27 protein-coding genes and 1 pseudogene are annotated in these 26,029 nt (G+C 64.6%); 16 read left to right on the top strand and 12 right to left on the bottom strand.

The window, feature by feature from the left end; translation table 11 throughout:
- Positions 1 to 349 precede the first annotated feature (349 nt).
- From ACVWZ7_RS21160 to ACVWZ7_RS21145, 4 genes and pseudogenes are all read left to right on the top strand, one after another.
- On the top strand, positions 350 to 778 hold the full coding sequence (locus ACVWZ7_RS21160; RefSeq protein ID WP_456509007.1) for a YybH family protein: 429 nt from the start codon (positions 350 to 352) through the stop codon (positions 776 to 778).
- 250 nt (positions 779 to 1,028) lie between these two features.
- On the top strand, positions 1,029 to 1,466 hold the full coding sequence (locus ACVWZ7_RS21155; protein ID WP_456509006.1) for a hypothetical protein: 438 nt from the start codon (positions 1,029 to 1,031) through the stop codon (positions 1,464 to 1,466).
- 182 nt (positions 1,467 to 1,648) lie between these two features.
- Positions 1,649 to 2,212, top strand: a complete 564-nt coding sequence (locus ACVWZ7_RS21150; RefSeq protein ID WP_456509005.1) for a dihydrofolate reductase family protein — start codon at positions 1,649 to 1,651, stop codon at positions 2,210 to 2,212.
- 119 nt (positions 2,213 to 2,331) lie between these two features.
- Positions 2,332 to 2,499, top strand: a pseudogene (locus ACVWZ7_RS21145) (recombinase family protein); the annotation flags it as partial.
- Between the two features lie 49 nt (positions 2,500 to 2,548).
- Here the strand turns inward: ACVWZ7_RS21145 and ACVWZ7_RS21140 are convergent.
- The 4 genes from ACVWZ7_RS21140 to ACVWZ7_RS21125 form a co-directional block, all read right to left on the bottom strand.
- The gene (locus tag ACVWZ7_RS21140; protein WP_456509004.1) at positions 2,549 to 2,995 is read right to left on the bottom strand and encodes a universal stress protein; all 447 of its coding nucleotides are present in this window, start codon (positions 2,993 to 2,995) and stop codon (positions 2,549 to 2,551) included.
- Positions 2,996 to 3,172: 177 nt separating this feature from the next.
- Positions 3,173 to 3,937 (bottom strand): sulfite exporter TauE/SafE family protein, encoded by a 765-nt coding sequence (locus ACVWZ7_RS21135; protein WP_344367410.1) that lies wholly within the window; start codon positions 3,935 to 3,937, stop codon positions 3,173 to 3,175.
- Positions 3,934 to 4,542, bottom strand: a complete 609-nt coding sequence (locus ACVWZ7_RS21130) for a rhodanese-like domain-containing protein (RefSeq protein WP_456509003.1) — start codon at positions 4,540 to 4,542, stop codon at positions 3,934 to 3,936. Before ACVWZ7_RS21130 ends, ACVWZ7_RS21135 begins: the two co-directional genes overlap by 4 nt.
- 157 nt (positions 4,543 to 4,699) lie before the next feature.
- A complete protein-coding gene (locus ACVWZ7_RS21125) occupies positions 4,700 to 5,002 on the bottom strand; it encodes a rhodanese-like domain-containing protein (protein ID WP_456509002.1) in 303 nt (100 codons plus the stop codon).
- Positions 5,003 to 5,164: 162 nt separating this feature from the next.
- Here ACVWZ7_RS21125 and trxA point away from each other — a divergent pair, with 162 nt between their 5' ends.
- Positions 5,165 to 5,530: a thioredoxin gene (trxA, locus tag ACVWZ7_RS21120; protein ID WP_116768741.1), complete on the top strand. Its 366-nt coding sequence runs from the start codon at positions 5,165 to 5,167 to the stop codon at positions 5,528 to 5,530.
- Between the two features lie 28 nt (positions 5,531 to 5,558).
- Positions 5,559 to 6,143: a hypothetical protein gene (locus tag ACVWZ7_RS21115; protein WP_456509001.1), complete on the top strand. Its 585-nt coding sequence runs from the start codon at positions 5,559 to 5,561 to the stop codon at positions 6,141 to 6,143.
- Positions 6,144 to 6,217: 74 nt separating this feature from the next.
- On the opposite strand, the gene ACVWZ7_RS21110 is transcribed toward ACVWZ7_RS21115, so the two are convergent.
- Both ACVWZ7_RS21110 and lgt read right to left on the bottom strand, forming a co-directional pair.
- Positions 6,218 to 8,326 (bottom strand): transglycosylase domain-containing protein, encoded by a 2,109-nt coding sequence (locus tag ACVWZ7_RS21110; protein WP_456509000.1) that lies wholly within the window; start codon positions 8,324 to 8,326, stop codon positions 6,218 to 6,220.
- A complete protein-coding gene (gene lgt, locus ACVWZ7_RS21105; protein WP_344367415.1) occupies positions 8,316 to 9,278 on the bottom strand; it encodes a prolipoprotein diacylglyceryl transferase in 963 nt (320 codons plus the stop codon). The genes ACVWZ7_RS21110 and lgt overlap by 11 nt, the downstream gene beginning before the upstream one ends.
- 48 nt (positions 9,279 to 9,326) lie before the next feature.
- On the opposite strand from lgt, the gene ACVWZ7_RS21100 reads away from it, so the two are divergent.
- Positions 9,327 to 9,845, top strand: coding sequence for a MarR family winged helix-turn-helix transcriptional regulator (locus tag ACVWZ7_RS21100; RefSeq protein ID WP_456509163.1), 519 nt, complete (start codon positions 9,327 to 9,329; stop codon positions 9,843 to 9,845).
- Between the two features lie 22 nt (positions 9,846 to 9,867).
- On the opposite strand, the gene ACVWZ7_RS21095 is transcribed toward ACVWZ7_RS21100, so the two are convergent.
- The 3 genes from ACVWZ7_RS21095 to ACVWZ7_RS21085 form a co-directional block, all read right to left on the bottom strand.
- Positions 9,868 to 11,505, bottom strand: coding sequence for an MFS transporter (locus tag ACVWZ7_RS21095; RefSeq protein WP_116768738.1), 1,638 nt, complete (start codon positions 11,503 to 11,505; stop codon positions 9,868 to 9,870).
- 176 nt (positions 11,506 to 11,681) lie between these two features.
- Positions 11,682 to 12,074: an SHOCT domain-containing protein gene (locus tag ACVWZ7_RS21090; protein ID WP_116768737.1), complete on the bottom strand. Its 393-nt coding sequence runs from the start codon at positions 12,072 to 12,074 to the stop codon at positions 11,682 to 11,684.
- Between the two features lie 172 nt (positions 12,075 to 12,246).
- Entirely contained in the window at positions 12,247 to 12,633 is a 387-nt protein-coding gene (locus ACVWZ7_RS21085; RefSeq protein WP_116768736.1) for an SHOCT domain-containing protein, read from the bottom strand.
- A gap of 361 nt (positions 12,634 to 12,994) precedes the next feature.
- Between ACVWZ7_RS21085 and ACVWZ7_RS21080 the strand changes: the two genes are divergently transcribed.
- Positions 12,995 to 15,763 (top strand): MGH1-like glycoside hydrolase domain-containing protein, encoded by a 2,769-nt coding sequence (locus ACVWZ7_RS21080; protein WP_456508999.1) that lies wholly within the window; start codon positions 12,995 to 12,997, stop codon positions 15,761 to 15,763.
- Between the two features lie 48 nt (positions 15,764 to 15,811).
- A complete protein-coding gene (locus ACVWZ7_RS21075) occupies positions 15,812 to 17,341 on the top strand; it encodes a hypothetical protein (RefSeq protein WP_456508998.1) in 1,530 nt (509 codons plus the stop codon).
- A gap of 26 nt (positions 17,342 to 17,367) precedes the next feature.
- Here ACVWZ7_RS21075 and ACVWZ7_RS21070 read toward each other — a convergent pair whose 3' ends face one another.
- Entirely contained in the window at positions 17,368 to 17,523 is a 156-nt protein-coding gene (locus ACVWZ7_RS21070; protein WP_161958273.1) for a hypothetical protein, read from the bottom strand.
- Positions 17,524 to 17,668: 145 nt separating this feature from the next.
- On the opposite strand from ACVWZ7_RS21070, the gene ACVWZ7_RS21065 reads away from it, so the two are divergent.
- On the top strand, positions 17,669 to 18,112 hold the full coding sequence (locus ACVWZ7_RS21065; protein ID WP_456508997.1) for a DUF3054 domain-containing protein: 444 nt from the start codon (positions 17,669 to 17,671) through the stop codon (positions 18,110 to 18,112).
- A gap of 88 nt (positions 18,113 to 18,200) precedes the next feature.
- Positions 18,201 to 18,482: an Lrp/AsnC family transcriptional regulator gene (locus tag ACVWZ7_RS21060; protein WP_091251634.1), complete on the top strand. Its 282-nt coding sequence runs from the start codon at positions 18,201 to 18,203 to the stop codon at positions 18,480 to 18,482.
- A 73-nt stretch (positions 18,483 to 18,555) separates the two neighbouring features.
- On the opposite strand, the gene trpD is transcribed toward ACVWZ7_RS21060, so the two are convergent.
- Positions 18,556 to 19,617 carry an anthranilate phosphoribosyltransferase gene (gene trpD / locus ACVWZ7_RS21055; protein WP_456508996.1) on the bottom strand — a complete coding sequence of 354 codons (1,062 nt, stop codon included), beginning with the start codon at positions 19,615 to 19,617 and terminating at the stop codon, positions 18,556 to 18,558.
- A gap of 148 nt (positions 19,618 to 19,765) precedes the next feature.
- Between trpD and ctaE the strand changes: the two genes are divergently transcribed.
- From ctaE to qcrB, 4 genes are all read left to right on the top strand, one after another.
- Positions 19,766 to 20,404 carry an aa3-type cytochrome oxidase subunit III gene (gene ctaE / locus ACVWZ7_RS21050; RefSeq protein ID WP_202615894.1) on the top strand — a complete coding sequence of 213 codons (639 nt, stop codon included), beginning with the start codon at positions 19,766 to 19,768 and terminating at the stop codon, positions 20,402 to 20,404.
- A gap of 87 nt (positions 20,405 to 20,491) precedes the next feature.
- The gene (gene qcrC, locus ACVWZ7_RS21045; protein WP_344367420.1) at positions 20,492 to 21,280 is read left to right on the top strand and encodes a cytochrome bc1 complex diheme cytochrome c subunit; all 789 of its coding nucleotides are present in this window, start codon (positions 20,492 to 20,494) and stop codon (positions 21,278 to 21,280) included.
- Positions 21,281 to 21,380: 100 nt separating this feature from the next.
- Entirely contained in the window at positions 21,381 to 22,454 is a 1,074-nt protein-coding gene (qcrA, locus tag ACVWZ7_RS21040; protein ID WP_344367421.1) for a cytochrome bc1 complex Rieske iron-sulfur subunit, read from the top strand.
- The gene (qcrB, locus tag ACVWZ7_RS21035) at positions 22,432 to 24,111 is read left to right on the top strand and encodes a cytochrome bc1 complex cytochrome b subunit (RefSeq protein ID WP_456508995.1); all 1,680 of its coding nucleotides are present in this window, start codon (positions 22,432 to 22,434) and stop codon (positions 24,109 to 24,111) included. The genes qcrA and qcrB overlap by 23 nt, the downstream gene beginning before the upstream one ends.
- 78 nt (positions 24,112 to 24,189) lie before the next feature.
- Here the strand turns inward: qcrB and ACVWZ7_RS21030 are convergent, their stop codons facing one another.
- Complete coding sequence (locus ACVWZ7_RS21030; protein WP_116767714.1) at positions 24,190 to 24,981, bottom strand: GntR family transcriptional regulator; 792 nt, start codon at positions 24,979 to 24,981, stop codon at positions 24,190 to 24,192.
- A gap of 247 nt (positions 24,982 to 25,228) precedes the next feature.
- Between ACVWZ7_RS21030 and ACVWZ7_RS21025 the strand changes: the two genes are divergently transcribed.
- Positions 25,229 to 25,522: an HPr family phosphocarrier protein gene (locus ACVWZ7_RS21025; RefSeq protein WP_456508994.1), complete on the top strand. Its 294-nt coding sequence runs from the start codon at positions 25,229 to 25,231 to the stop codon at positions 25,520 to 25,522.
- Positions 25,523 to 26,029: the final 507 nt, after the last annotated feature.

Below are 26,029 nucleotides of genomic sequence, written 5' to 3'. Positions count from 1 at the left end.
GTCTTGTCAGCGCTATCGGGGCGCCCCGGACGCCTCGGCGAGTTCGGTGACGGTTTTCGGTCCGGTGGAGAGCTGCCAGAGCACGTGCAGGCGGGTGGGAGGGTTCCCCGGGTGCCGTACATCTAGCGCTTCAATAACAGCGCCACCTATCGCTGCGAATCGGATCCATGGCTCGCTGAACATGCCCTGGAGTGTCTTGCGAACGATCTTTACCGGACGCCAACCGACAAATGAATCAGCACTCTCTTCCGCAATTTGATCCTCGCCCCCGCTAAGTTCCCGCCGGCTCATCCATGCTCCACAGGCCTAGAATTTAAGCGTTCCCAAGGATCCCTTCAGGAGGCATGCCATGGACTTCGACACCGCCCTCGCCCAGTACCACGACGCGTTGGACACCTTCGCCAGAGGCGACGCCGAGCACCTCAAGCGTTTGTACTCCCACGGCAACGACGTCGTGCTCGCAAACCCGTTCGGCCCTGCTGTCCAGGGCTGGGCCGATGTCGAAGATCGAACGGATTTCGCAGTAGCGCACTTCCGTGGCGGGGAGTGCAGGTCATTCGAAAGCCTGTACCGTCTGGTGTCGGCTGACACAGCCATCATCCACGAAGTCGAACACTGGAAGGCCATGGTTTCTGGGCGGGCGGAAACAAGTCCGTTCACCCTTCGGGTCACCACGGTCTTCCGAAAGGAAGACGGTACGTGGCGTGTCCTGCTCCGCCACGCGGACCCGATCAGCAGCCCAGACCATAACGGACCACTCCGGGGCGGGACTGCGTAGTCAAATGGCCCGCAGTATCAGTAATGGCGGGAGCTACTGCACAGGTTCCACGAGCCGTTTCCGCTGATCGAACACTACGGGCTCGTGAACTCTGCTCCTCGGTAAAGCGCCCGTAGGCTGGCCGGCCGACGTCGTCCCGGAAGGGGATCCCTTACCGGGCACGTCACCACGGAACTGCCGCTTGGACACCAATCGCGGCGCGGCATGCCTTGAACTGAACATCGCGAGACGGGGGGGTAGCCTTCTGGCTATGCAGCCACTCGTGACGACTTGCATCCGACGGCCGTTTCATTGGGGAATCGTCATCATCGCCGATGCCAGGTCTGGAAGCCAGATTCCGGACGTGGACCCCGAGAAAGCTGTTTCGTCGAACGAACATGGCATTGTCGCGCTGATCCGTCATGCACAGGACATCGACACGTTCGAGGGCGAATTCGACTGGGCCGAGGCTCAAGTGCTCGTTCGCCTTCTGACCCGGCCGGAGCCTCCCTCGACGGATAGGCGCGAGGTGTTCCGAGGAAGGCTAATGATAGCTAGCGGCAGAATTTCAATCGGGGACGCCGATGGTGAAGTAGTCCATCCCGCCCACGAAGGTTGGAACGAGCTCATCGTCACGGTCGCGTCCAATGTCGCTGTCAGCAACCTCTCACCGGAAGAACTCCGGATCGACCTTATTCCCGCCGGTTAGCGTTCGAGCTTTCAGCAAGAACGAGGCGCCCGAAAGCTGAACACCTGCAGGCAAGCTAAGGCTATGGCATCCAGATCTTGGGCATTACGGTGGCTCCATGAGGGACAGGATGCTGCCGATCATATGCGGGACGACAGAGTTCCATGACGCCCTCGACCACGACAAGACGGAAGGCTGGCGCCATGCGAAAACTGATCTACGGCATGAACCTGACCCTGGACGGGTACATCGCCGCGGCCGGCGACGACATCGGCTGGGGCGGGCCGAGCGACGAACTGTTCCAGTGGTGGCTCGACCAGGAGCGGGCTAGCAGCCTGTCGCTGTACGGCCGCAAGCTGTGGGAGACCATGAGCTCCTACTGGCCGACCGGCGACCAACAGCCCAACGCGACCCCGGCGGAGATCGAGTTCGCGCGGAACTGGCGGGACACGCCGAAGGTGGTGTTCTCCTCGACGATCGACAAGGTCGACTGGAACACCCGCCTGGTCACCGGCGACGCGATCGCCGAGATCACCCGGCTCAAGGCCGGGGACGGCGGACCGATGAGCGTCGGCGGCGCAACGCTCGCCGGGGCGGCCATGAGGGCAGGGCTGATCGACGAATACGCGCTGGCCGCCCATCCGGTCCTGGTGGGCGGCGGCACTCCGTTCTTCACCTCGCTGGACAGCTGGGTGAACCTGAACCTGGTGGAGACGCGGACGTTTCCCGGCGGCGTGGTCCTGACCAGGTACGAGACGAGGCGCTGAGAGCGATTCCTCCGCGCGGTCGGGGAAGTCCTCCACCACCAGCGGGCCCACGTCGACGGGCTGCAGATAGTCCGGAATGCGCCTGCGCACCGCCCCCGCCCCGCGCATCGGCGACATAAATGGCGGTCGCCAAGGCGAAGGGCCGCCTCCATGGGAAACAGCCGAAGCTTTCCACGAAGCAGGAGGCCCACCTGGTCTCCGTTGACCAGGCAGGAGTGCACACGACGGCGGAACCTGCCGAACTCTTCACCGTGGCGCGCTCAACCGTATACCCGCGCCAACAGAAGCGCAGGCGACATCGCATAACCCTTGGCGCAGACACCAAGGGCAGTGACTTCAGCGTTGAACTGTATCCGCGCCGGTACGGACTACCACCACAGGGCAATGGGCATGGTGCACTGCATGGCTCGACACCGACCCCAGGAGCACTCCGGCGAAGCCGCCGTGGCCATGCGATCCGACCACCAGGAGATCGGCCCCGGTTGCAGCCTTCGCGAGTACGTCGGCGGAATGCCCCTCCGTCACTTCACCGGGGACCACAAGGCCGGTACCGGATGCCCGCCGCAGCGCACCAGCGTTTGCCCGCCGGGCGTTGTCGCCGAACGAATCATGGTCCTCAGCCCTGCCGGCAGCATCACCGATGACGGGGTAATGCCATGCAGTGACGACGTGAACCTCCCCGGTTCTCAGCCGGGCTTCCTCAAGGGCCCAATCCAACGCCGCCAGCGACGAGTCCGACCCATCGACCCCGACGACAATCCGGAAAACCGTACCTGCCGCCATCGTGCCTCCCTACGGAAACTGCGTGTTCGCCACACGGCGTCGTGCCGCACGGCCCACGATCCTCCCGTCGCACCGTGGAATCAAGGCGCCACTGTTGGAGGCGGCCGTGGCGGGCAACGAGAAGGGCGCCGGAGGACAGGTCCTCCGGCGCCCTTCTCAATCCACGGGCAGCCACTCTCAGGAGAGGAGCGCCTGCATAGCGACGTAGGCGGCGATCACCAGCACCAGGATGCCAAAGCCCCGCTTGAGGACTTTGTCCGGGATGCCGGTGCCGATCCGCCCCGCCATGAGCGATGCGACCATTGCGGCCCCGGCAAAGGCTGCCGTGACGGCCCAGTCGATCTGCAGATCACCCAGGTGGGCGGCGAAGCCGGCCGCCGAGTTGATCACGATGATCACCAGGGAGGTCCCGACGGTCAACGCCATCGGGAGTCCGAGAACCAGGGTGAGCGCCGGGACGATCAGGAAGCCGCCGCCGACGCCCAGCAGACCGGTCAGGAACCCGACGACGGCGCCGGTGGCGATTGCCTTGGGCAGGCAGCTGCGCCAGTTGACGCCGCCGCCGGGCAGTGCGCAGGCACCGCCCAAGGATTTGGACGGCATCAGCATCCGGATGCCGGCGAAGACCATGATTGCGGCAAAAGCCAGCAACAGGATCTTCGGGTCCAGAAGCCGGTTGACCATCGCGCCAAGGTACGCCGTCACGGTTCCTGCCGCGCCGATGATCAGCGCCAGGCGCCAGTTGACGCCGGCCCGCAGCCGGGGCAGCACCGCGACGGCGGAGGAAGCGCCGACGACGACCAGCGACGTCGGGATTGCCGCCGCAAGCGGCAGCCCCACGCCATAGACCAGGGCGGGCACGGCGAGGATGGATCCGCCGCCTCCGACCAGGCCCAGCAGGCCACCGACGATCAGCCCGAAGGCCGCCGCGGAGATGATCATGCCCGGGCGTCCAGGTTCTTCAGGGCCTGGTGCGCGGTGGGCTCATTCGCAGAGCGGTTCCACGGCATCTTGGAGAGCATCTGACCCATGGCACAGCTGTTGGTGGCCGCGGAGAACGTCAGGCCGGCGCCGATGCCGCCGGCAATCAGGCCGAGTTTGGGCGAGATGAACTTGCTGCCGAGCACGCCGGCAAGGACAAGGGAGCCGGCCGTCATCCGGACCTGGCGTTCCAAGGCCCAGGCGCCACGGCCGCGGACAACGTTACCGCCGGCCGCTTCATAGGCGGGCACCCCGCCGGACAGGACACTGGCACTGGCCAGGCCGACAGAGTCCAGGTGCTTGCGGGCCTGCTCGGCCCGGTTGCCGGACTGGCAGACAAGGACCACGCGGGTGCCCATCTTGGCCGCGAACTCTTCGGTGTGTTCGCTGAGCATGGCCAGCGGCACATGGTAGGAGCCATTGATGTGCATGGCATCGAACTCTGCGCCGCTGCGCACGTCGATGATCATCAGATCATCGTGGTTGTCTTCCCAGGCCTTCAGGGTCGAGGCATCGATGGATTTGGGGGCTGCATCAAGGGCATTGGTCGTGTTCAAGGAAGTCATGATCTCTTTCGGTATATCTTGGAGCATTTCTTGTGGCGGCCCCGCGCTTGCGGGTGGCCGCCCTCCACCGCCCGGTTCGCCATGTCAGGGACACGGTCCGGGCAAATGGAAGCCCGGGCTGCATGTGGGGGCATGCCGCCCGGGCAGTCTGGTGTGATCAGGCGGTCGGGAAGCCCGCGGCCGTCCAATCAAGCATTCCGCCGGGCACGGTGTACGCCGTGTAGCCCGCGGCTGACAGCTGGTCCGCGGCGGCCGCACTCCGGCGTCCGCTGCGGCACACGGCGATGACGGGACGGGCCTTGTCCAGGTCGCTGAGACGGCCGGCCAGTTCGCCAAGGGCAATGTGCCTGGCACCGGGGATCATGCCTTCAGCGATTTCGGCTGGTTCTCGCACATCCACAATCTGGGCATCGCTGCCGCTCTTGAGCTGTTCTGCGAGCTGCTGTGGGGTGATTTCCATGTGCTGGACCTTTCGGTAGGACGGGGCTGAGGTGCCACACAAACTAAGGACCCTGCGGTTCCCGGCGGGCATCTCCCTCCTTCAATAATGATACCCCCAGGGGTATAAAAGCAAACCGGCGCCGCCCTTGAAGTAATACCCCCCGGGGTATAGAATTCCTGCATGGCAACCATCGACATTTCCGAAAAGACCTTCAACGACACCATCACCGGCAACGGCATCGTGCTGGTTGATTTCTGGGCAGCCTGGTGCGGACCTTGCCGGATGTTCGCCCCCACCTTCAGCAAGGCCTCCGAGAACCACAAGGACGTCGTCTTCGCCAAGGTGGACACGGAGGCCGAGCCGGGCCTCTCCGCTGCCGCCCGCATCACCTCCATCCCCACCCTGATGGCCTTTCGGGAGGGGATCCTCGTCTTCTCCCAGCCCGGGGCAATGAACGCGGCCGGGCTGGAGCAGCTCATCACCGCCATCAAGGACCTGGACATGGACGCGGTCCGGGCAAAAATGGCCGCTGTCCCGGCATCGTAGGACAACCCGAGCACAGCTAGGCACAGCCATGGATACGAACAATACGGTCGCGCCGGAAACCGCAGGCGGCGATGCCCAGGGAAGGGTCCACGAACGGCTCAGGTCCCTGGGCGCTGACTGGCGCCGGCTTCGCGGCTGGCAGCGGTCACGGGTGGCCGCCGCGGGCATCGCCGCTGCCGCCGCCGCCGCGGTTGTGGTCTCAACGAATGGCATGATGACAGCAGTGGGTGCCCCGTGGTGGTCTTTTGTGATCGGCGGGGCCGGTTCGCTCCTGGCCGGACTGGTGGTGGGCAGTTACATCAGCGCACCCGTCGGGGCCGAGGCGACCGTCTGTGACGCACGTTGGCCTTTGATCGGTCTCACAGGACTGGTGCTGTCCACGTCCACCGGGGCGGGAAGCCTGGCCGCGCATCTGTTCACCGGCGCGCCACCTGCAGTGTTGGCAGGGGTGATCCAGCCCGCCTTCGCGCTCCTGTCATTTGCCCTGTTGGGCTGGGCTTTGCGGGAGCGGCTCGGACTTGAGCGGACGGCCGCATCGCCCGTTGCCGGCGAGGATGCGGGCGAGGTGTGTTCTACCTGCCGCCCGCTCTTTCCGTCCAAGCCGGGCTCGTAGGGCCGCCCCGATGCCTGAGGCATCGGGCATCACAGACGGATAGACGCCCAGTTTTCCGGCAGCCGGGGCCTTCATCACCCCAGCATGGACGCCGGCGGCAGGGCAAACGGCGCGGCGGGGAACTGCTGCGCTGCAGCATCCATGAGGTGCCCCCATTGGCCTCCGGCAATATCGGCGCCGTCGACGGCGGCATAGTACTTTCCGTTGATGGTGATGTTCTGGTTGACCCAGCGCGGGCCGATGCCCTGGTAGCTTCCGAACCATGATGCTGTGGATATGCCCGAGGTGGCACCGACGGTCCAGGTCATGGTGTTTCCGTCGGTGGTGCCGGTTTTGGCGAAAATGTCATGGCTCTTGGTGACCGGGATGTTGTAGCCGGAGCCCCTGGTCAGCACGTTCTTCAGGGCGTAGGTGACGCCGGCAGCGACATTGGGGTCGATGGCTTGCCGGCAGTCCGCGCCGGGCACAGGGTAGTTCCGTCCATGCGGGCCGGTCACCGAGTCCAGGGCGATCGGGTCGCAGTGCACTCCCTTGGCGGCGAACGTGGCGTAGGCGTTGGCCATGGTCAGCGGGGCGACGTCCTGGGTCCCGATCAGGTTGGCGATGCTGGACAGGTCGTAGGGCTGGTTCGTGTGTCCGTTGGTGACTCCTGCCGCCGTCGCCATTTTTTGGATGTTGCAGAAATCCAGCTGGGCGGCCGACTGGAAGGTGATGGTGTTGATCGACTGGTAGAGGCCCTGCAGGACACTCATCGGGTAGTAATGATTGGGGTCGTCGTTCGGCAGCGGGGTCTGGCCGAGGGCCGGGTCGTAGGATCCGGTGGTGACACCGCAGGAGTTCTTCCAGGGGTATCCGGCCCTGTAGACGCGGACCGATCCATCCAGCTGGGTGGCCATCGATTTTCCGGCGTTGAGCCATTCCGCGAAAATGAACGGCTTCATGGTGGAACCGATCTGGAACCCGCCGGCACCGTCGAGCGGCTGGCCGTTGGCGTCCTTCTCGGGCAGGGCGAAGTTGCCCATATAGTTGCCCGGCGCCGTGGCAGGGTTGTAGACGGTGTTCTGCGCCATGGTCAAAACCCTGCCGGTGCCGGGTTGGACGCTGACCAGCGAGGAACCGCGCTGCAGGGGATCCGCGGCGGGCAAGGAGGCGTCAACTTGCTCCTGGGCTACTTTTTGGAGCGCCGGGTCCAGTGTCGTGTGGATGGTGAGCCCGCCCAGGTAGAGGAGCTTCTTGCGGGCCGCTTCATCGGCCCCGAAGGCGGGGTCGTTGAGGATCAGCCGCTGGACGTAGTCGCAGAAGTACGGCGCCGTCGCCGCGCCGAAGCAGCCCTGGCTGCTGGGGTGGACGTTCAGTCCAATCGGCGCTTCCACGGCGGCGTCGTGTTCCGATGCGGTGATACGTCCTTGTTGGAGCATCTTGTCCAGGACTTCGTTCCGGCGGGCCACCACATGGTCAGGCTCGGTGAGCGGGTCGTAGTAGACGGGACTGTTCACGACGCCGGCCAGGGCCGCGGCCTCGGGCAGGGTCAGGGCACTGGCGGGGACGTTGAAGTATTCTTCGGCGGCGGCGTCGATGCCGTAGGCGCCGTTGCCGAAATAGACGATATTCAGGTAGCCCTGCAGGATCTGGCCCTTGGAGTATTTCGTCTCCAGGGCAATCGCAAGCTTCATCTCCCGCAGCTTGTCGCCGATCGTCTTGGCGTAGCCCAGCTTGACCTGATCGCCTTTGCCCTGCTGGACAAGGGATTCGATGATCATGTTGTTCACGTACTGCTGCGTGATGGTCGAGGCGCCCTGGCGTCCGCCCTGCGCGGTAGCCACGATCGCCCTCAGGATCCCGGTGGTGTCGATTCCCCCGTGCTGGTAGAAGCGCGCGTCCTCGATGGCGACGATCCCGTCCCGGATGAACGGGGACATCTTGTCCAGCGTCACGGGCGCACGGTTTTCTGCGTAAAAGGTGGCAATCACGGACCCGTCGTTGGCCAGCACCGTCGAGGCCGCGGGCGGGGCGCTCATATCCAGGTCATCGGGCAGCCGGTCAAACATGCCGATCGAATTGCTGACAGTTGTTCCCGCCACGGCGGTCGCCGGGAGGAAGAGCCCCGCGACCAGGACGCCGCAAAGTGCGCCGGCAATAACGAACGAGAGGATCTTCCCCCATCGCGAGTCCCTACTCGGCATCGGCGTGTTCCCTCGGTGCACTCTCCTGTTTCGGCCGCAGGCCGGACGACGGCGGTTGTTCATCGGCGTCGACGCCGGCGTCGATGCGGGCTCCATCCGGCAAGGCGACCGAGCGACCGCGGCGGAAGAGCAGGACGAATCCGGCGGCCCCTGCCAGGAAGATCAGTGCCGCCACCCAGGTGTTCACCCTGAGCCCCAGTATCAGGTTGGCGTAGTCCGAGCGCATCAGCTCAAAGGCAAACCGCCCGGCCGTGTAGCCCGCGACGTAGAGAGCGAAAACGCTTCCGGCTCCGAGGCTGAATCGCCGGTCCAGGTAGAGGATCAGGAAGCCGACCGCGACGCACCAGAGGGACTCGTAGAGGAATGTGGGCTGGAAATAACCGAGAACGACCGGAGCGCCGGAGGCGTTGGTGAGCGCGGACCCGGTGGCGTAGTCCATCTGGTGGATCTGGAGTTTCCACGGCAGCGTGGTCGGGTCCCCGTAGAGTTCATTGTTGAACCAGTTCCCCCAGCGCCCCAGGGCCTGGGCAAAGAGCACGCCCGGCGCCACCGCATCCAGGAATGCAATGAGTGACACATTCGACCTGCGGCAGCCGATCCATGCCCCAAAACACCCCAAGGCGATCGCGCCCCAGATGCCCAGGCCGCCGTCCCAGATGGCGAACGCATTCCAGGGGTTCGCTCCGGGAACGAAGTACAGCTCCGGATCGGTGACGACGTGGTAGATCCGGCCGCCGACAATTCCTGCAGGCACCGCCCACAGGCAGATATCCAGAACCTGCCCGGCGTCGCCGCCGCGGTCCGCCCAGCGGCGGGATCCCAACCAGACGGCCACTGCGATGCCGGCCATGATGCACAGGGCATAGAAGTGAACGGTCAGCGGGCCCAGATGAATGGCACTGACCGTGGGTGAAGGAATGAAGGAATCACTGTCAAGAATTAGTTCGGTCACAGAACTATTCTATAGGGGGAATATTCGGGATAGGCTGGCGTCGTGGACATGGCCGATGTATCGATACAGGAAACGGGGACGGCCGGCACCGCCGCGTGGTCATTGACCGGCGCCATCACACGTCTGCGCCGCGTCCTGCGCTCGAGCGTGCGGCAGGAGTTTCCTTGGGAATCACTGCCCATGGCCCAGGTCGAGGTCCTCCAGCGGCTGGCCGACGAACCGGGCCTGGGCGTTAGCGGGCTTGCCGCTCGTCAGCGCTTGGCAACCAACACGGTGAGCAACCTGGTCCAGCAAATGGTGGCGTCCGGACTCGTTGAACGCGTGGCCCGTCCCGGCGATCGCCGGTCCGTGAGCCTGAGCCTGACCCCTCAGGGCACTGAGGTGCTAAGCGCGTGGCAGGCAGCCAATGACCGGCGGCTCGGCCATGCCCTAAAGCGTTTGCCGTCGACCTATCAGAAAGCCATCGAAGACGCCGTGCCGGCCTTGGCCGCGCTCGCGGCCCTGCTGGAATCCGACGAGCAGAACCGGGACAGCCGCCCGGGAACAGAGCCGACCCCGCCCAGATGAGTGCTACAGGCTAACGCGGCCCTCACGCAGCGCCCGATGGCGCGGAATCAGTCTCCGATTCCTCCGTCGGCTTCCGCCGGACCAGTGCGGTGGGGATGTTCTTCGAGAACAGCAGTGAAAGCGATCCAATGAATACCAGGGCCACCATCGATGCCCTGAGCGAGGACACCTGCGAGTCGGCGTAGAGCGTAGTGAGCGTGGCGGCGTCGCCAGGTGAAAGGCCCGCCTGCGTCGCAATGTCGTCCACGGTGGACACGGGCACAATGTTGACGCCGGCCTGCGTTTGGGCCGCAACGAGATCCTTCACGTTGCTTGGAAGGTCGCTGCTGTCCACAGCACCCAGGAACGAGCTTGAGAGCGACGCGATCAGGACGGATCCGATGAGGGCCGTTCCCAGCGAGGAGCCGAGGTTCTGGAAGATCCCCTGGAGGCCGCCGATCTCACTGGACCGCTCGACCCCGACACTCGACATCGTCACGTTGCCGATCTGGGATGCAAGCAGCCCCAGGGCGGCTCCCGCGAAGAACATTCCGACCGCAAAGAGCACGCTCCGGAGGTCCAGGGACACCGATCCGAGCAACACGAAACTGCTCGCCACCAGGATGAGCTGCCCGAGCCGAACAATGCGGCGCGGGGACCAGATGGCCGTCAGCCGGGTGCCAACAACCGAGAACAGAATCAGCGAAACCGAGAGCGGAAAGATCTTGATGCCGGTATCGAGCGCGTTGAGTCCAAGGGTCATCTGCAAATACACCGGAATCATGAAGAACAGGCCCGCCGTGATCATGTATTGGGCGGCGAGGACGGACAAGCCGGAACGCAGCTGCTTGATTGACAACATCGAGACGTGAACCAGCGGGGGGCGCCCCCGCCGGATGAGTGCTTCCTGCCGGGCAAAGAAGGCCCACAGCAGGAATCCTCCGGCCAATATCAAGTAGGGCACCAGGGACAGGCCCAGCGGATTGATGGGAACGCCGCCGATCTCCGGCGAGTGCTTTGGCAAAATCCAGCCCCACGTCTTGCTTTGGAGCATGGCGAAAACGATCAGGGTCAGGCCCGCCGCCGAGAGCAGGACACTGACACCATCAATTTTGATGCTTTGCGGGCGGCTGGTGTCGGGCACAAGGCGTGAAAGGACGACCACGGCCGCCATCACCACGACTTCCCCAACGAACACATACCTCCAGCTCAGGTACGTTGTGACGTAGCCGCCGATGAGGGGGCCCAGTGCGACGGCGGCCCCCGAGGTCGCCCCGATGATCGCGAACCCTGTCACCCTGTCCTGGTCCTGGTAATTGTTGGCGATGAGGGCCGCGATGGCAGGTATCACCAGGACGGCCCCGACGCCTTCGATCACGGACCACCCGATGAAGAGGACCACGATGTTGGGGCTGAGTGCGGTGAGCAGGGAGCCGCAGGCGTAGATGATGGAGCCGATGACGAAGGCGCGCCTCCTCCCCCAGACGTCGCCGAGTTTCGCGCCGAGCAGCATCAGTGAGGCCATGGTCAGCGTATAGAAGGTGATGGCAGCCTGCATCGCGGCTACGGTCGTGTTGAGGTCATTCACGACTGTCGAGATCGAAACGTTCATCACGGTGCTGTCCAGCACCATGACGAATTGTGCGCAGCCTAGGATGATGCCGGCGGTCCACTTTTTCATTGGGTGACACGCAGTTCTCGAGGTGTTGTGCGCAGCCGCTGCGGGGCGCGGCGTGCGCCTGGCTCACGTCATGCCGCCCGCACCGGGCCCCGCGGCGCAACTCACCAACGGTCCGCCGGGCCCGCTGACGGCACGGGCGACGATGAAGCCCATGAGGGCAGGACACAAACGGCCGGTCAGGCCCGGCTCAACGCTTTCGCCTTGAGCGCATCGAACTCGCCTTGGGTCAGGGTGCCGGCGTCGAGGAGTTCCTTGGCCTTGGCGATTTCCTGGGTGGGGGAAGCCGTGGCAACGGAGCGGATGTATTCAGTCGTTTCGGCTTCCGCCTGTCGTGCACTCTTGGCCTGGCGTTCCGCCATGCTGCGGCCGCGCGCGATCAGGTAGACAAGAACGGTGAGGAACGGCACGAAGACCAGGAATAGTATCCACACGGCCTTGAGCCAGCCGTTGAGGTCGCGGTCCCGGAAAATATCGGAGATCACGGCAAAAAGTGCAAACAGGTACGAGACGAAGGCAAATCCCCAAAAGAATAGCCAGATGACGTTCCAGAATTGCTCCACGGGAGCCATCCTTTCGTTCCGAGGAAGCCCTGCTGGCATTCCCTTAAGGGCCAAAGTAGCCTTCCCTGGCACTCGCCATTAGGACCATAAGGCCTGTATTGAGCGGGGTGGGGCCGCCATGCTCCATCTCTATGCACGGAGAGCGCAACCGCCTCGAAATCCGGCATTACCCAAGTGACATTTATCCCAAGGCCCTGGCCTTGAGCATCTGGAATTCGTCGCGGGTGATCGTGCCTTCATCAAGGAGCCTTTTCGCCGCCGCGATCTGTTCGGCGGGGTTGCTGTTGGCGGTCCGACGAACGTAGTCAGCCATGTCATCACTGGCCTCTCTCTGGGTTGCGTCCTGCCGCACGGATTCCCGTACGGCCATTTGCTGCCCGTAGAACAACATGTAGGCAAGGCAACCGAGGAGCGGGAAGAGGAGAACGGCGAGAATCCACATGGCCTTTACCCACCCGGGGCGCAGACGATCCGAAAAAATGTCCTTGATGACCAGAAACAGCACTATCAGGTACGCGGCGAACATAACGAACGAAAACATGAGCCATATGGCATCCCAAAAACCCATTGCCTCCGCCTTTCGAGAGACCTTGATGCCTTCATAAGCCGGGGCGACTCAGGCGATCGACTCAGCTCGCCCCAAGCCTACGCACGGGGCCCGCATTGTCAATGAATCGCATTGTCTCTCCAGTGGGCGACGTCGGTCCTCGTCCAGTCGGACCGGACTCGACGAGGTGAACGAACGATGAATTATAGTTCCGTAGCAACGACGGCGGCACGCCGCCTGATAGCACCTGATAGCATCAGCCCAAATGGGCACACCCGGCGCGGTGGATGGCGTCATTGAGGGTCGACGGCGACCAAGTCTTGGGCCGCGGTCCGGGCATGTCTTGAGAGATTTGGGCGTCACCACTTCCTGGGAGGACCTCATGACCGACGACACGACGCCGCCAGCGGCACCTCGAATTGCCACCGCTGAGCATGCCCGGCTGGCCGAGGCCACGGGTGCGGCGGAGGATGTCCTGTTCGAGGCGAATCCCTGGTACGAGTGGGGGCCTTACCTGTCGGAGCGGGCCTGGGGCACGGTTCGGGAGGACTACAGCGACGGTGGTGACGCGTGGGATTATTTTCCGCATGATCATGCCCGGTCCCGTGCGTTCCGATGGAACGAGGACGGCATGGCGGGGCTGTCCGACATTCACCATGACCTGTGCTTGGGGTTGGCGCTGTGGAACGGGGCCGATCCTATCCTGAAGGAGCGGATGTTCGGGCTGACCGGTCCCCAAGGCAACCACGGGGAGGACGTCATGGAATACTGGTGGTACCCGGACGCGTTGCCCAGCCATGCATGGCTGCGGTGGCGGTATCACTACCCCCAGGGAGAGTTTCCCTATCAGCAGCTGGTTGAGGAGAACGCCCGTCGTTCCCGGGACGAACCCGAGTTCGAGTTGCTGGATACCGGCGCCTTCGACGGGGGCCGGTACTGGTCCGTGGACGTCGCATACGCAAAGGCCTCACCGACCGAGGTACTTGCCCGGATCACCCTCGAAAACCATTCAGCCGAGGAAGCAGCGATTTCGGTGTTGCCCACCATGTGGTTCCGCAACACGTGGCGGGTCTCGGGCGGCGAGGCGCCGTCGTTGTTCCTGGACGGGGACGGGGTTGCGGTCGAACACCCGCGACTGTCCGGCTACCGCCTCGATGCCGCTCCCACCAAGGACGGCGTCCGGCCACAGGCGTTGTTCTGTGACAACGAGACGAACACAGCCCGCCTGTTCGGGTCGGCTCCGGTCACCGCCTATCCGAAGGACGGCATCAACGACCACGTGGTCTCGGGCGCAGACACCGTAAATCCGCAACATCGGGGCACCAAGGCATCCTGGTGGTATCAGGTGACCGTGCCGGGAGGCGGTCGGGTCGAGCTGCGGCTGAGGCTGCACCGGCCGTTCCCCGACCAGGCCACTCCCCCCGCCGGCTGGTCCGACTCCTACTTCGATGACGTCATGGCAGCCCGGGAGCAGGACGCGGACGAGTTCTACACAGCGATCGCCCCCGCTGAGATCGGTGCCGAACCGATGCAGGTGATGCGCCAGTCCTGCGCAGGGCTGATCTGGAGCAAGCAAATGTACCCGTATCGGGTCAACCGGTGGTTGGATGGCGACCCCACCCAGCCGGCGCCGCCGGCCGGGCATCGTAACGGCCGGAACACGGGGTGGCGGCACCTGGACTCGTTCGACGTGCTTGCCATGCCCGACCCGTGGGAGTACCCGTGGTTCGCGGCCTGGGATCTGGCGTTTCACTCCATCACCTGGGCGCACCTGGATCCCGCGTTCGCCAAATACCAGCTGTTGGTGCTCCTTCGGGAGTGGTTCCAGCATCCGAACGGTGCGTTGCCCTCTTACGAGTGGAACTTCGACGATGTGAATCCCCCCGTCCATGCGCTGGCCGCCATCCGGGTGTTCGTCATCGACGGAGGCACCGACCTGCACTTCCTGAAACGGGTGTTCAACAAGCTGCTGCTGAATTTCACCTGGTGGCTCAACCGGCAGGACCCCGACGGGAACAACCTGTTCGGCGGCGGCTTTTTGGGTTTGGACAACATCAGCCCAATCGACCGATCCCACCTGCCCCCCGGCTTCAAGCTGGACCAGGCCGACGGCACCGCATGGATGGCGTACTACTCCGTGGCCATGCTCACCCTGGCCACCAAACTCGCCGAATACGACGACGTCTATGAGGACATGGTGGTGAAATTCCTGGAACAGACCGTACTGATCATGGACGCACTGGAGGATTCAGGCTGCTATGACACCGAGGACGGCTTCTTCTACGACCGGCTCACCGACCCTTCCGGGAACAGCTTCCCGATCAGGGTGCAGACCCTCGTCGGGTTGATCCCGGCACTGCCCGCGGTGGCGCTCCCCACCCAGGACACGGACCGGAACCGCCGGCTGCGGAAGCGGTTCGCCGGACGGTTGGAACAGACCGAGCGGCACGAGATCCTCGATTGGCAGGTCCGTGGCTCCGGGGAGTCCAGGCGGACGCTGCTGTCGGTCCTCCCGATGGACAAGCTCGCCCGGCTGTTCGGTACGTTGTTCGACGAGGAGGCATTCCTGTCTCCCCACGGCCTGCGATCGCTCTCCAAGCGCCACAACACGCCCTACACGGTTCCGGGACTGCCCACCGCCGCAATCCAGTACGAACCAGCCGAATCGCGGACCGCCATGTACGGCGGCAATTCCAACTGGCGGGGACCTGTGTGGCTGCCGGTCAACTACCTCATCATCCGGGCGCTGCTGCAGTACGACCAGTTCTTCGGTCCCGACTTCACCGTCGAATACCCCACCCGTTCCGGTCACCACCTGACCCTGCGGGAGATTGCCGGTGACCTCAGCGATCGCCTGGTGAGCATCTGGCTCCCCGGGCCGGACGGACGCCGACCGGTCTATGGTGGCGCGGACCTGTTGCAGAACGATCCCGCGTGGAAGGACAACCTGCTGTTCTACGAGTACTTCCACGGCGACAACGGGGCCGGACTCGGCGCCATGCACCAGACCGGGTGGTCCGCGCTGGTCGCGGACCTCCTTCTGGACCCGCCCCACCATAGCCACCGGCTGGTGTTCGGGGACACCGCGGACCCCACCACCACGACAGGACCGCAGGAAACGCACCACCGAAACCATGTCCAACAAGACTGAGGGGCGGCTGTCCGTCTCAGGAGAGTCACGATCGGCGAGGGAGCTGTGATGGACGAGATGCCAGCGCCGGACCGGCCACCGGGCCTGACGCCACCGGTGGCCCACCCCTTTATCTACGAGATCAACACATGGGCATGGCTCGAATCACTCAGCGTGGAAGAAAACAAACCGATCGATCTTGGCTCCGTCCCGCCTCGGCACTGGGACGAGATTGCCGGCCTGGGCTTCGATTCGGTCTGGTTGATGGGAGTCTGGCGTCGCAGCGCCGCCGGAATCGCGATCGCACTGGCAAATCCAGCCCTGCGGTCCGATTTCCAGGCCGCTCTTCCCGATTGGCGTGCCGAGGACGTCGTCGGGTCGCCGTACTGCATCAGGGACTATGTGGCCGACGACCGCCTCGGTGGCCCCGCCGGGCTTGCCGCCGCCCGAGAGGCGCTCGCCGCGCGAGGTCTCCGCTTGATCCTGGACTTCGTGCCCAACCATGTCGCCCCGGATCATCCGTGGACCACCGGGACACCCGAGCTCTTCGTATCGGGAACTACCGCGGATCGGGACCGGGATCCGACGTCCTTCATCGAGGTGGGCGGCCGGGTGCTCGCCAACGGACGGGACCCCTACTTCCCGGCGTGGCCTGACGTCGTTCAGCTCAATGCCTTCGACCCGGCCCTGCGATCGGCGGCAGTGGAGACGCTCAGATCGATCGCCGATCAGTGCGACGGGGTACGTTGCGACATGGCGATGCTGGTCATGAACGACGTTTTCGCCCGCACTTGGGGTGCCCGGGTCGGGCCGGCACCCAGCGCAGAATACTGGCCCACAGTGATCACCGCCGTCCGCGAATCCCACCCGGGTTTCGTGTTCCTCGCCGAAGCCTATTGGGATCTTGAGTGGTCCCTGATGCAGCAGGGCTTCGACTACTGCTACGACAAGCGCCTGTATGACCGTCTTCTCCGCGGCAGTGCCGAGGAGGTGCGGCTCCACCTGCTGGCGGAGCCAACGTATCAGAATGCCCTCGTCCGGTTCGTGGAGAATCACGACGAGCCACGGGCCGCGGCTGCGTTCGGGGGCGGCCGGACACAGGCGGCAGCGGTGGCGGCCCTGACCCAGACCGGGGCTCGGCTGATTCACCACGGCCAGCTGTTGGGGCGGCGGGTACGCCTTCCCGTGTTCCTCGGTCGTTTCCCTGCCGAGCCGGCCGACGACGAGCTGGCGGCCTTCTACCGCCGGCTCCTGGCGGTTGTCGCCGACCCGACCCTTCGGGCCGGGCACTGGCAATTGTGTGAACGGGCGGGGTGGCCGGGCGACAACAGCTTCGAAAACCTCGTCGCCTGGAGCTGGAACGGCGCCACCCGGTGGCTGATCGTCGTGAATCTGAGCGATGCGCCCGCAACAGGTCGAGTGAGCGCGCCGTGGCCGGACCTGCGGGGACACCGGTGGCAGTTGACCGACCCGACCCGGGACATGCGTTTCGACCGCGCCGGCGACGATCTGGCCGACGGGCTGTTCGTCAGGCTTGACGCATGGCAATGGCATTCACTCCGCCTCGACCCATTGCCGGAAGGCGCTGACCACGGCTGACAGCAAATTCCGCTACAACGGCGCCCCTAGAAGAAGTGCCGTTCGCTGGCGGCGTCAGGCGAGGGATGCACGACGGGAGCCTCGCCGAGTTCGAGCAGGATGTCGTTGATGCTCAGCTGGCCGTCCAGCTGTGGGTCCAGCTGCACCGGGACGATCGCGTCCGGGACGGCGTCGGTACTCATGCCACGATCATATGTGCGGACCGGCACGGGGCCCGGGGGCCACGCCGTCCGGGCATTATGCGCCGTCGTAAGCCTGATTGCGCATGGCGAGGCTGCCACCGGCCGGACACCACGACGCCGGAGCGGCAAGGCTACGCTTGTAGGTATGCCTTCTCGAAGCCCGCAAGCCCCCCGCCCGTCAGTCCACGACGCCGCCAAACCCGGCCTCCGGCCCGGGCAGACGGCGGCCCTGGCCGCCTGCGCCGATGCCTTCCTGATTCTGCTCTTCGCGGCGATTGGCCGCGACGCGCACCAGCGGGGTGAAATCATCACGGGCGTCTTTGCCACCGCGTGGCCGTTCCTGGCAGGCGCGGCACTCGCATGGCTCGTCCTCCGGCTGTGGCGCGACCCCCTGCGGCTGTGGCCGGCCGGCGTCGGCGTCTGGCTCGGAACAGTCGGCGTCGGCATGATTCTGCGCGCCGTCACCGGGCAGACGGTGGTGCTCCCGTTCATCATCGTGGCCCTGCTGAGCCTCGGGGTGTTCCTCATGGGTTACCGCCTTGTGGCAGCCGGCGTGCGGCGGCTGCGTTCACGCCGCCGGCAGGCCTGATGCACTAGGCTTGCAGAAGATGGCAGGGCCCGCACACGGGCCGCCGACAGGCCCGCAAACGGCGCAACCGATCCGGAAAGGCTCACACGTGGTCACCGCATTCGTCCTGATCAAGACAGACGCTTCACGCATTCCGGAGACCGCTGAGGAAATCTCCGCCATCACGGGCATCAGCGAGGTCTATTCGGTGACCGGCGAATGGGACCTGATCGCCATTGCCCGGGTCGCCAAGCATGAAGACCTGGCCGAAGTCATCGCGGACAAACTCTCCAAGGTTCCGGGCGTGGTGCACACCACCACACAGATCGCCTTCCGCGCCTACTCCCAGCACGACCTCGACGCGGCTTTCGCCCTCGGGTTCGAACAGTAGCCGGCACCAAGTAGCGCAAACGTCAGGGGCGGGGCCGGCAGATTCTGCCGGCCCCGCCCCTGACGTTTGCGGCTCAGGCAGCCTGTGACAACGCGACCCACCTGTCCAACACCGCGGAGGCCGCCCCCGACTCAATGGACTCCTCGGCCCGCTTCAGCGCAGCCGCCATGCGCTCCGCGAGAGGACCGGCGGCGTCGAGGTCGAACGCCACGAGGCCGGCGGCGGCATTGAGCAGCGCCGCATCGCGGGCCGGCCCGGGCGCGCCGGCGAGGACAGCACGGACGACGGCGGCATTGGCCGCAGCGTCGCCGCCGCGCAGCTCCTCCAGCGTCGCCTGCCGGATACCGAGTTCCCGCGGGTCAAACGTCTCTTCCGTAACCTCGCCGTTGCGGATCTCCCACACCCGGGACGGGCCGGTGGTGGTCAGTTCATCCAGGCCGTCATTGCCGCGGAACACCAGGCCCCGGCTCCCCCGCTTGGCCAGCACGCCGGCCACGAGGGGGGCCATCCGTTCATTGGCGACCCCCACGGCCGAAGCCTGGACATGTGCCGGGTTGATCATCGGGCCCAGGAAGTTGAACGCGGTCGGGACGCCGAGTTCCCGGCGGGCGACGGCGGCATGCCGCATCGAGGGGTGGAACACCTGGGCGAAGCAGAAGGTGATCCCGGCTTCTTCGGCGTTGAGCGCCACGCGGGCAATCGGCAGATCCAGCCGGACGCCGAGCGCCTCCAGGACATCGGCAGATCCCGACGACGACGACGACGCCCGGTTGCCGTGCTTGACCACCTTCGCGCCGGCGCCGGCACAGATCAGCGCGGCCATCGTCGAGATGTTGACAGTGTTCTGCTGATCGCCGCCGGTGCCGACGATGTCCAGCTTCTCGCCGGCTATGTCAATGGGGTTGGCGTTGGCCACCATGGCTTCCACGAGGCCGGCAACCTCATCAACGGTCTCGCCCTTGGACCGCAGGGCCACGAGGAAACCGGCCACCTGGACCGGCGTGGCCTCGCCCGACATGATCGAGTTCATGGCCCATTCGGTGCTCCCGGCGGTGAGGTCCGCGCCGCCGATGAGTGCGTTGATGAGCCGCGGCCAGGTGTTGCCTGCCGCCTGTGCGGATGCCTGAGAAGTCACCTCCCGATGCTATCGAGGTCGGCCCCGCAAAGACCAATGTGAACCCCTCCGGGAACTTTTCCGCGCGAATTCGCGTCTTTGTAGAAAAAGTCCTCCGAAATGGCGGTTTGCGTTGGGCAGGACGGACTTTTATAGACATAATGTCTATGTGACATCTGCGACCCATGCCCCCAGTACCCCGGCGCACCCGACGCTGAACCGCCCGAACATGGTTTCTGTTGGAACCGTTGTGTGGCTGTCCAGTGAGTTGATGTTCTTCGCCGGTCTCTTCGCCATGTACTTCACACTCCGTTCGACCTCCGGACTGATGTGGGCTGAAGAGACAGCCAAGCTCAACTTCCCCTTTGCGCTCGTTAACACGATCGTCCTTGTGGCAAGTTCCTTTACTTGCCAGATGGGCGTCTTCGCTGCGGAGCGGCTCCAGCCGCGCCGGACCGGCGGAGTCTTCAGCTTCACCCGCTGGGGGATGAACGGATGGTTCATCCTCACGTTCCTCATGGGTGCCTTCTTCGTTGCCGGTCAGACGACCGAGTACTCCATGCTCGTATCCGAGCACGTCTCGCTGTCCTCCAACGCCTACGGTTCCGCCTTCTATATAACGACAGGCTTCCACGGCCTGCACGTCATCGGCGGCCTGATTGCCTTCCTGCTCATCTTGGGCCGCTCCTTCGCCGCGAAGAAGTTCGGCCACTTTGAAGCAACCTCGGCGATTGTCACCTCGTACTACTGGCACTTCGTGGACGTCGTCTGGATTGGCCTCTTCCTGGTCATCTACGTCCTCAAGTAGCCCTGACTTGACTCTTTTTCTACAAGAGGCAGAATTTCAAGAAGCGGCTCCAGGAGCCACCGCAGGATCGAATAAAGGAACCACCACGTGAAGGCACTCTCGCAGAAGCGACGTCACCCACTGGCAGCAATTGCGCTGCTGCTGATGGGCCTCTTGGTCACGGGTGGGCTGTACGCCGTTGCCACCACCGTCAACCAGGCCAAGGCCGACACCAACACCTATAGCGCAAGCGACGTAGAGGAAGGCGGCAAGCTCTTCGCCGCCAACTGCGCAACCTGCCACGGCATGGGTGCCAGCGGCTCTCAGTCCGGACCGTCGCTTGTGGGCGTCGGCGCCGCCGCTGTTGACTTCCAGGTCGGCACCGGCCGCATGCCCATGCAGATGAACGGCCCGCAGGCCCAGAAGAAGCCCAACCAGTTCAACGAGGAACAGACCAAGCAGCTCGCTGCTTACGTTGCCTCGCTGGGCCCCGGCCCGGCCGTCCCCGAAGCGGGTGTGCTCGATGAGAAGGGCGACGCCGCCAAGGGCGGGGAACTCTTCCGCACCAACTGCGCCATGTGCCACAACGCCGCCGCCGCCGGCGGTGCCCTGACCCGGGGCAAGTTCGCCCCGGCGCTCTCGGGTGTCTCCGGACAGCACATCTACGAAGCCATGGTCACCGGCCCCCAGAACATGCCGGTATTCAATGACGCGAACATCTCCCCCGAGGGGAAGCGCGACATCATCACCTACCTGAAGCAGATTGAATCCAATGGCTCGCCCGGTGGCGCAGATCTTGGAGCTTTGGGACCGGTTTCCGAAGGTCTCTTTGTCTGGATCGCCGGGTTGGGCGTCATCATCGCGTTCACGATCTGGCTCACATCCCGCACCTCCTAAGCGGACCTTGCACCTGTAAGAATTTTCTGCTGACCCGTCAGCAGTTTGAATTGAAACCTAACTCGGCATAGGCCGAGACGAGAGAAGGATGAGGCGAATTATGGGCAACCATAGTGACGGCAGTCCGAACCACTCGGGCACCGTAGCTACGGCTGGTCAGAATGAGGTGGAGAAGTTCCAGGATCCTGGAATTCCCCCGCACCGTTTGCGCCTGGCTGACACGGACCCGAGGGCCGCAAAGAAAGCAGAACGGCAGGTAGCCCTTCTGTTTGGCACCTCGGTCGTTGGCACCCTGATATTCCTGGTGTCGTACTTCGCGATCGATCTGGGGAACGATTCCTCGATCGCCACGATCCGACTCCAGAATGCCTTGCTGGGCATCGGCACCGCGTTCGCGATGCTGGGCATCGGCACCGGCATCGTCCACTGGGCCAAGGCCCTGATGCCGGACCACGAGGTCTCGGAAGAGCGCCACGCGATCCGCACCGAGGAAGACCGCCAGGCTGCCGTCCGCATCGTTGATGACATTGTCGAAGAAACCGGCATCAAGCGCCGGCCGCTGATCCGCAATACCCTGCTCGGCGCGGTCGCACTCGCGCCCCTGCCGGCCCTCGCCATCTTCGGTGACCTCGGCCCCCGGCCGGACTTCGCGCTGGCGCACACGCTGTGGGCTCCGGCCCCGGATGGCAAGCTGAAGCGCCTTGCCCGCGACCCCGATGGCACTCCCATCAAGGCCGCGGACGTCACCATCGGCTCCGCTTTCCACGTCATCCCGGAAGGGCTGAACGAACTGAGTGAAGGCAAGCTGAACGAGAAGGCCAAGTCCGTCGTTCTGCTCATGCGCCTGGACCCGAACGAGCTCCACCCTTCCCCCGGCCGTGAAAGCTGGGCCTACAACGGGATTGTCGCGTACTCCAAGATCTGCACCCATGTTGGTTGCCCTGTTGCCCTGTACGAGCAGCAGACCCACCACCTGCTGTGCCCGTGCCACCAGTCAACCTTTGACCTCACCCAGCAGTGCAAGGTTATCTTTGGCCCGGCCAGCCGTCCTCTCCCCCAGCTGCCTATCGCAGTCGACGCCGAGGGCTACCTGGTCGCCACGAGCGACTTCCATGAACCCGTCGGACCGAGCTACTGGGAGCGTGAGCAGCATGTCCTCAACAACAACGCCTGATGCCCCTGTCTTCGTCGCCAAGACTACAGGCGGCCGCATCACCGACTTCGTCGACCAGCGTGTTGGCGGCTCCGGAATCCTCCGCGAATTTGGCCGGAAGGTCTTCCCTGACCACTGGTCATTCATGTTTGGCGAAGTGGCACTGTACTCCTTCGTCATCCTGCTCCTCTCGGGCACGTTTCTGACGTTCTTCTTCGATCCGTCCATGGCGGAGACGCACTACGCTGGCTCGTACACGCCGCTGAAGAACGTTGAAATGTCCGTGGCGTACAGCTCCTCCCTGAACATCTCCTTCGATGTCCGCGGCGGTCTGTTCATGCGCCAGGTACACCACTGGTCCGCACTTCTGTTCGTCGCCTCCGTGTCTGTGCACATGCTCCGCGTGTTCTTCACCGGCGCTTTCCGCAAGCCCCGCGAGCTGAACTGGGTGGTGGGCGGCGTCCTGCTCATCCTGTCCATGGCTGCAGGCTTCACCGGCTACTCGCTCCCCGATGACCTGCTCTCCGGCAACGGCCTGCGCATCATCGACGGCGTCATCAAGTCCATTCCGGTCATCGGCACCTACACCTCGTTCTTCCTCTTCGGCGGCGAGTTCCCCGGCACCATGATCATCAGCCGCCTCTACATGCTGCACATCCTCCTGGTTCCCGCGCTCATCCTGCTGATGATCGTGATGCACCTCTTCATGGTGGTTGTGCACAAGCACACGCAGTACCCCGGCCCCGGCCGTAACGACGGCAACGTCGTCGGCTACCCCCTGGGTCCGGTTTACGCGGCGAAGGCCGGTGGCTTCTTCTTCATCGTGTTCGGTGTGGTCGCCCTCATGGCGGCGTTCTTCACCATCAACCCGATCTGGAACTACGGTCCGTACGACCCTTCACCGGTGTCGGCAGGCACGCAGCCTGACTGGTACATCGGTTTCGTTGACGGCGCCCTGCGCCTGATGCCGGGCACGATCGGCGACTGGAAGGTCGAGCAGGTGTGGTTCGGCTACGTCTTCACCTTCAACGTCCTTCTGCCGGCGCTCGTCCCGGCCGGCATCCTGTTCACCGTGATGTTCACCTACCCGTGGATCGAACGCTGGATCACGAAGGACAACCGCGAGCACCACGTCCTGGACCGTCCCCGCAACGCTCCTACCCGTACGGCTATCGGCATGGCCGGCTTCGTTTGGTACTGCGTGATGTGGGCCGCCGCAGGCTCGGACCTCATCGCCACGCACTTCAACGTTGCCCTGAACGATGTGACCTACTGGCTGCGCGCACTGTTCTTCGTCGGCCCGGTGATCGCGTTCGTCGTGACTAAGCGCGTCGCCCTGGCGCTCCAGCGCAAGGACCGTGAGATCGCCCTGCACGGCCGTGAAACCGGACGCATCGTGCGCCTGCCGCACGGTGAGTTCATCGAGGTTCACGCCCCGCTGGACGAGTACAAGCGCTACAAGCTGGTCGGCTTCGAGTCACCGGCCCCGCTTCCCGCGGTGCCGAACGAACACGGCGTCGTGGACCGCAAGGAAAACCGCCGCGCCAAGCTCTCCCGCTGGTTCTTCGAGGACCGGGTTGCCCCGGTCACTCCCGCCGAGTTGGAAGCCGCACACGGCCACCACGGCAGCCACGAGGCCGTCGAGGCAGCAGCTTCGCAGAAGACGCTGAGCCACTAGGCAGCACCAAGCAGCACTAGCAGAAAGGCCCGGTCCCCCTTGGGACCGGGCCTTTCTGCATCTGGCTGGCTGCTGTGGCTACGGGCGGTAGCCCGAGGCGTAGTTACGAGTGGGCCGGACGCCGGGGCGCTGCAGGGGCACCCAGAGCTTGTACCGGTCGGCCCGGTAGTAGGACACGGAGTAGTCCACCATCGCGCGGGCCACAAAAGCATGGCGCTGGATCTTCAGCAGCGGCGTGCCGACCTCCACGTTCAGGAGCCTGGCCGTTGACGGCGAGGCGGCCGTCGCCTCGATCATGTCCTCGCCCCATTCCATGACCAGCCCGTAGCGTTCGCTCAGCACGTTGTAGAGGGACGTGGGCGGTGCCTCATCCAGCAGGCCCGGCACCCGGTGGGCCGGGATGAAGTTCTCGTCCACGCTCATGGGCTCGTTGTCGGCCAGCAGCAGCCGCCGGAACCGGACCAGAGGCGTGCCCTCCTCCAGTTGCAGCTCGCGGGCCAGGAAGGCGCTGGCGCCGATCTGCTCGAAGCTCAGGACCTTGGCCGCCGGGACCATGCCGCGGCGCTGCATCTCCTCGCTGTACGAGGTCAGTTTGACCTGGAGGTCGAGTTTGGGCTTGCGCACGAACGTGCCCAGCCCCACGACGCGTTCAATCACTTCCTCACCCACGAGCGCATCGATGGCCTGGCGGACGGTCATCCGGGCGAGTCCGAACCGCTCGGCGAGGTCACGTTCAGACGGCAGCGCCGAACCCGGCGGGCAGGCCGCAGCGATGTGCGCACGGAGGATTTCACGCAGCTGGACGTAAATGGGGATGCCGCTCTGCCGATCAATGTCGCCAACCATCGCGGACGCGTTAGAAGACGGCATGATGCAGCCTCGCAGCGGGTCCCGGCGTGGGAAAAACAGTCATGTATCAAGGGTAAACCCGCAGCCCGGCAGGTCTAGACCACCCGGCCGTCGCAGTTCGTCCCGTCCGCTCCCCCGCGACTACCCTTGAAGATACGGACCGGCACCGGGTGACCTGATCCTGTCGCTCCGGACTGGTTCCCCGTCCGGATGCGCGCGTCCGCCAGACCATCATGAGCAGAACCTGCACCAGCACAAGGGAGTCCCGTTGCCAGTTCGCAAGGCAATCGTCACGGCCGCCATCGGCCTTCACGCCCGCCCGGCGGCGGTATTTGTCCGCGCCGTCACCGCCACCGGGCTTCCGGTGACCATCAGCAAGGACGGCAGACCGGGCGTGGACGCCCGCTCGCTGCTGGAGGTCATGACCGAGGACTTCGCATGTGGCTGTGAAGTGGAGCTTGCCGTCGCGGCGGACGCCCTCCCGGACCGTTTCACCCTGGCGCAGGCAGAGAACGCACTCGAGGAGCTTAGGATCCTCCTCGAATCGGCGGCCGCCGCCTGAGGCCCCTGGGCGGCGCTCCCGGTTCGCGGTGCGGACTCGGATTACCGCCCCGCCTGCGGACCGCTCTCTGAACTTCCCCAGCCTTAAGCACGCATACGACGGCGGGCCCCACCTTCTTGGGTTCTAACGGTCGTTGCAACACCCATAGATTTTGGGAGTTGCAACGACCGTGCCGCATTTAAGCGACGCTTCATCGGAGTTCCGGAAGTATGCGAGATCGACTGTTCAGCAGAGGGAAGAGTTCTTCCGGGTCTTTGATCGACTTGGAAGTGTGACGGACGCCGCGGCAGAGCTCGGATTGAACCGGAACACCTGCTATCAGTGGGTTCGAAAGGCCGGCCTGACTTCCGCGGTCAGAGCCAAGTACACGCTTGAACAGAAAAGGGAGTTCTTCTCCGTTCTCGAGCGGGAAGGGAGCGCCACTGTTGCTGCCACCGAGCTCGGCCTGAACGTAGACACCGCGTCCCGCTGGGCACGCGAGGCGGGCATTGCCAGCCGGCCCGTGAG

This window comes from Arthrobacter sp. TE12232 (genome assembly GCF_054062615.1).
Note: the sequence above shows the minus strand (reverse complement) of the source record. Positions and strands in the feature narration are given on the sequence as shown.

Coding starts and splice junctions, on each gene's coding strand:
- ACVWZ7_RS21160 (WP_456509007.1), top strand. CDS start 350: ATGGACTTCGACACCGCCCTCGCCCAGTACCACGACGCGTTGGACACC.
- ACVWZ7_RS21155 (WP_456509006.1), top strand. CDS start 1,029: ATGCAGCCACTCGTGACGACTTGCATCCGACGGCCGTTTCATTGGGGA.
- ACVWZ7_RS21150 (WP_456509005.1), top strand. CDS start 1,649: ATGCGAAAACTGATCTACGGCATGAACCTGACCCTGGACGGGTACATC.
- ACVWZ7_RS21140 (WP_456509004.1), bottom strand. CDS start 2,995: ATGGCGGCAGGTACGGTTTTCCGGATTGTCGTCGGGGTCGATGGGTCG.
- ACVWZ7_RS21135 (WP_344367410.1), bottom strand. CDS start 3,937: ATGATCATCTCCGCGGCGGCCTTCGGGCTGATCGTCGGTGGCCTGCTG.
- ACVWZ7_RS21130 (WP_456509003.1), bottom strand. CDS start 4,542: ATGACTTCCTTGAACACGACCAATGCCCTTGATGCAGCCCCCAAATCC.
- ACVWZ7_RS21125 (WP_456509002.1), bottom strand. CDS start 5,002: ATGGAAATCACCCCACAGCAGCTCGCAGAACAGCTCAAGAGCGGCAGC.
- trxA (WP_116768741.1), top strand. CDS start 5,165: ATGGCAACCATCGACATTTCCGAAAAGACCTTCAACGACACCATCACC.
- ACVWZ7_RS21115 (WP_456509001.1), top strand. CDS start 5,559: ATGGATACGAACAATACGGTCGCGCCGGAAACCGCAGGCGGCGATGCC.
- ACVWZ7_RS21110 (WP_456509000.1), bottom strand. CDS start 8,326: ATGCCGAGTAGGGACTCGCGATGGGGGAAGATCCTCTCGTTCGTTATT.
- ACVWZ7_RS21100 (WP_456509163.1), top strand. CDS start 9,327: ATGGCCGATGTATCGATACAGGAAACGGGGACGGCCGGCACCGCCGCG.
- ACVWZ7_RS21095 (WP_116768738.1), bottom strand. CDS start 11,505: ATGAAAAAGTGGACCGCCGGCATCATCCTAGGCTGCGCACAATTCGTC.
- ACVWZ7_RS21090 (WP_116768737.1), bottom strand. CDS start 12,074: ATGGCTCCCGTGGAGCAATTCTGGAACGTCATCTGGCTATTCTTTTGG.
- ACVWZ7_RS21085 (WP_116768736.1), bottom strand. CDS start 12,633: ATGGGTTTTTGGGATGCCATATGGCTCATGTTTTCGTTCGTTATGTTC.
- ACVWZ7_RS21080 (WP_456508999.1), top strand. CDS start 12,995: ATGACCGACGACACGACGCCGCCAGCGGCACCTCGAATTGCCACCGCT.
- ACVWZ7_RS21075 (WP_456508998.1), top strand. CDS start 15,812: ATGGACGAGATGCCAGCGCCGGACCGGCCACCGGGCCTGACGCCACCG.
- ACVWZ7_RS21070 (WP_161958273.1), bottom strand. CDS start 17,523: ATGAGTACCGACGCCGTCCCGGACGCGATCGTCCCGGTGCAGCTGGAC.
- ACVWZ7_RS21065 (WP_456508997.1), top strand. CDS start 17,669: ATGCCTTCTCGAAGCCCGCAAGCCCCCCGCCCGTCAGTCCACGACGCC.
- qcrA (WP_344367421.1), top strand. CDS start 21,381: ATGGGCAACCATAGTGACGGCAGTCCGAACCACTCGGGCACCGTAGCT.
- qcrB (WP_456508995.1), top strand. CDS start 22,432: ATGTCCTCAACAACAACGCCTGATGCCCCTGTCTTCGTCGCCAAGACT.
- ACVWZ7_RS21030 (WP_116767714.1), bottom strand. CDS start 24,981: ATGCCGTCTTCTAACGCGTCCGCGATGGTTGGCGACATTGATCGGCAG.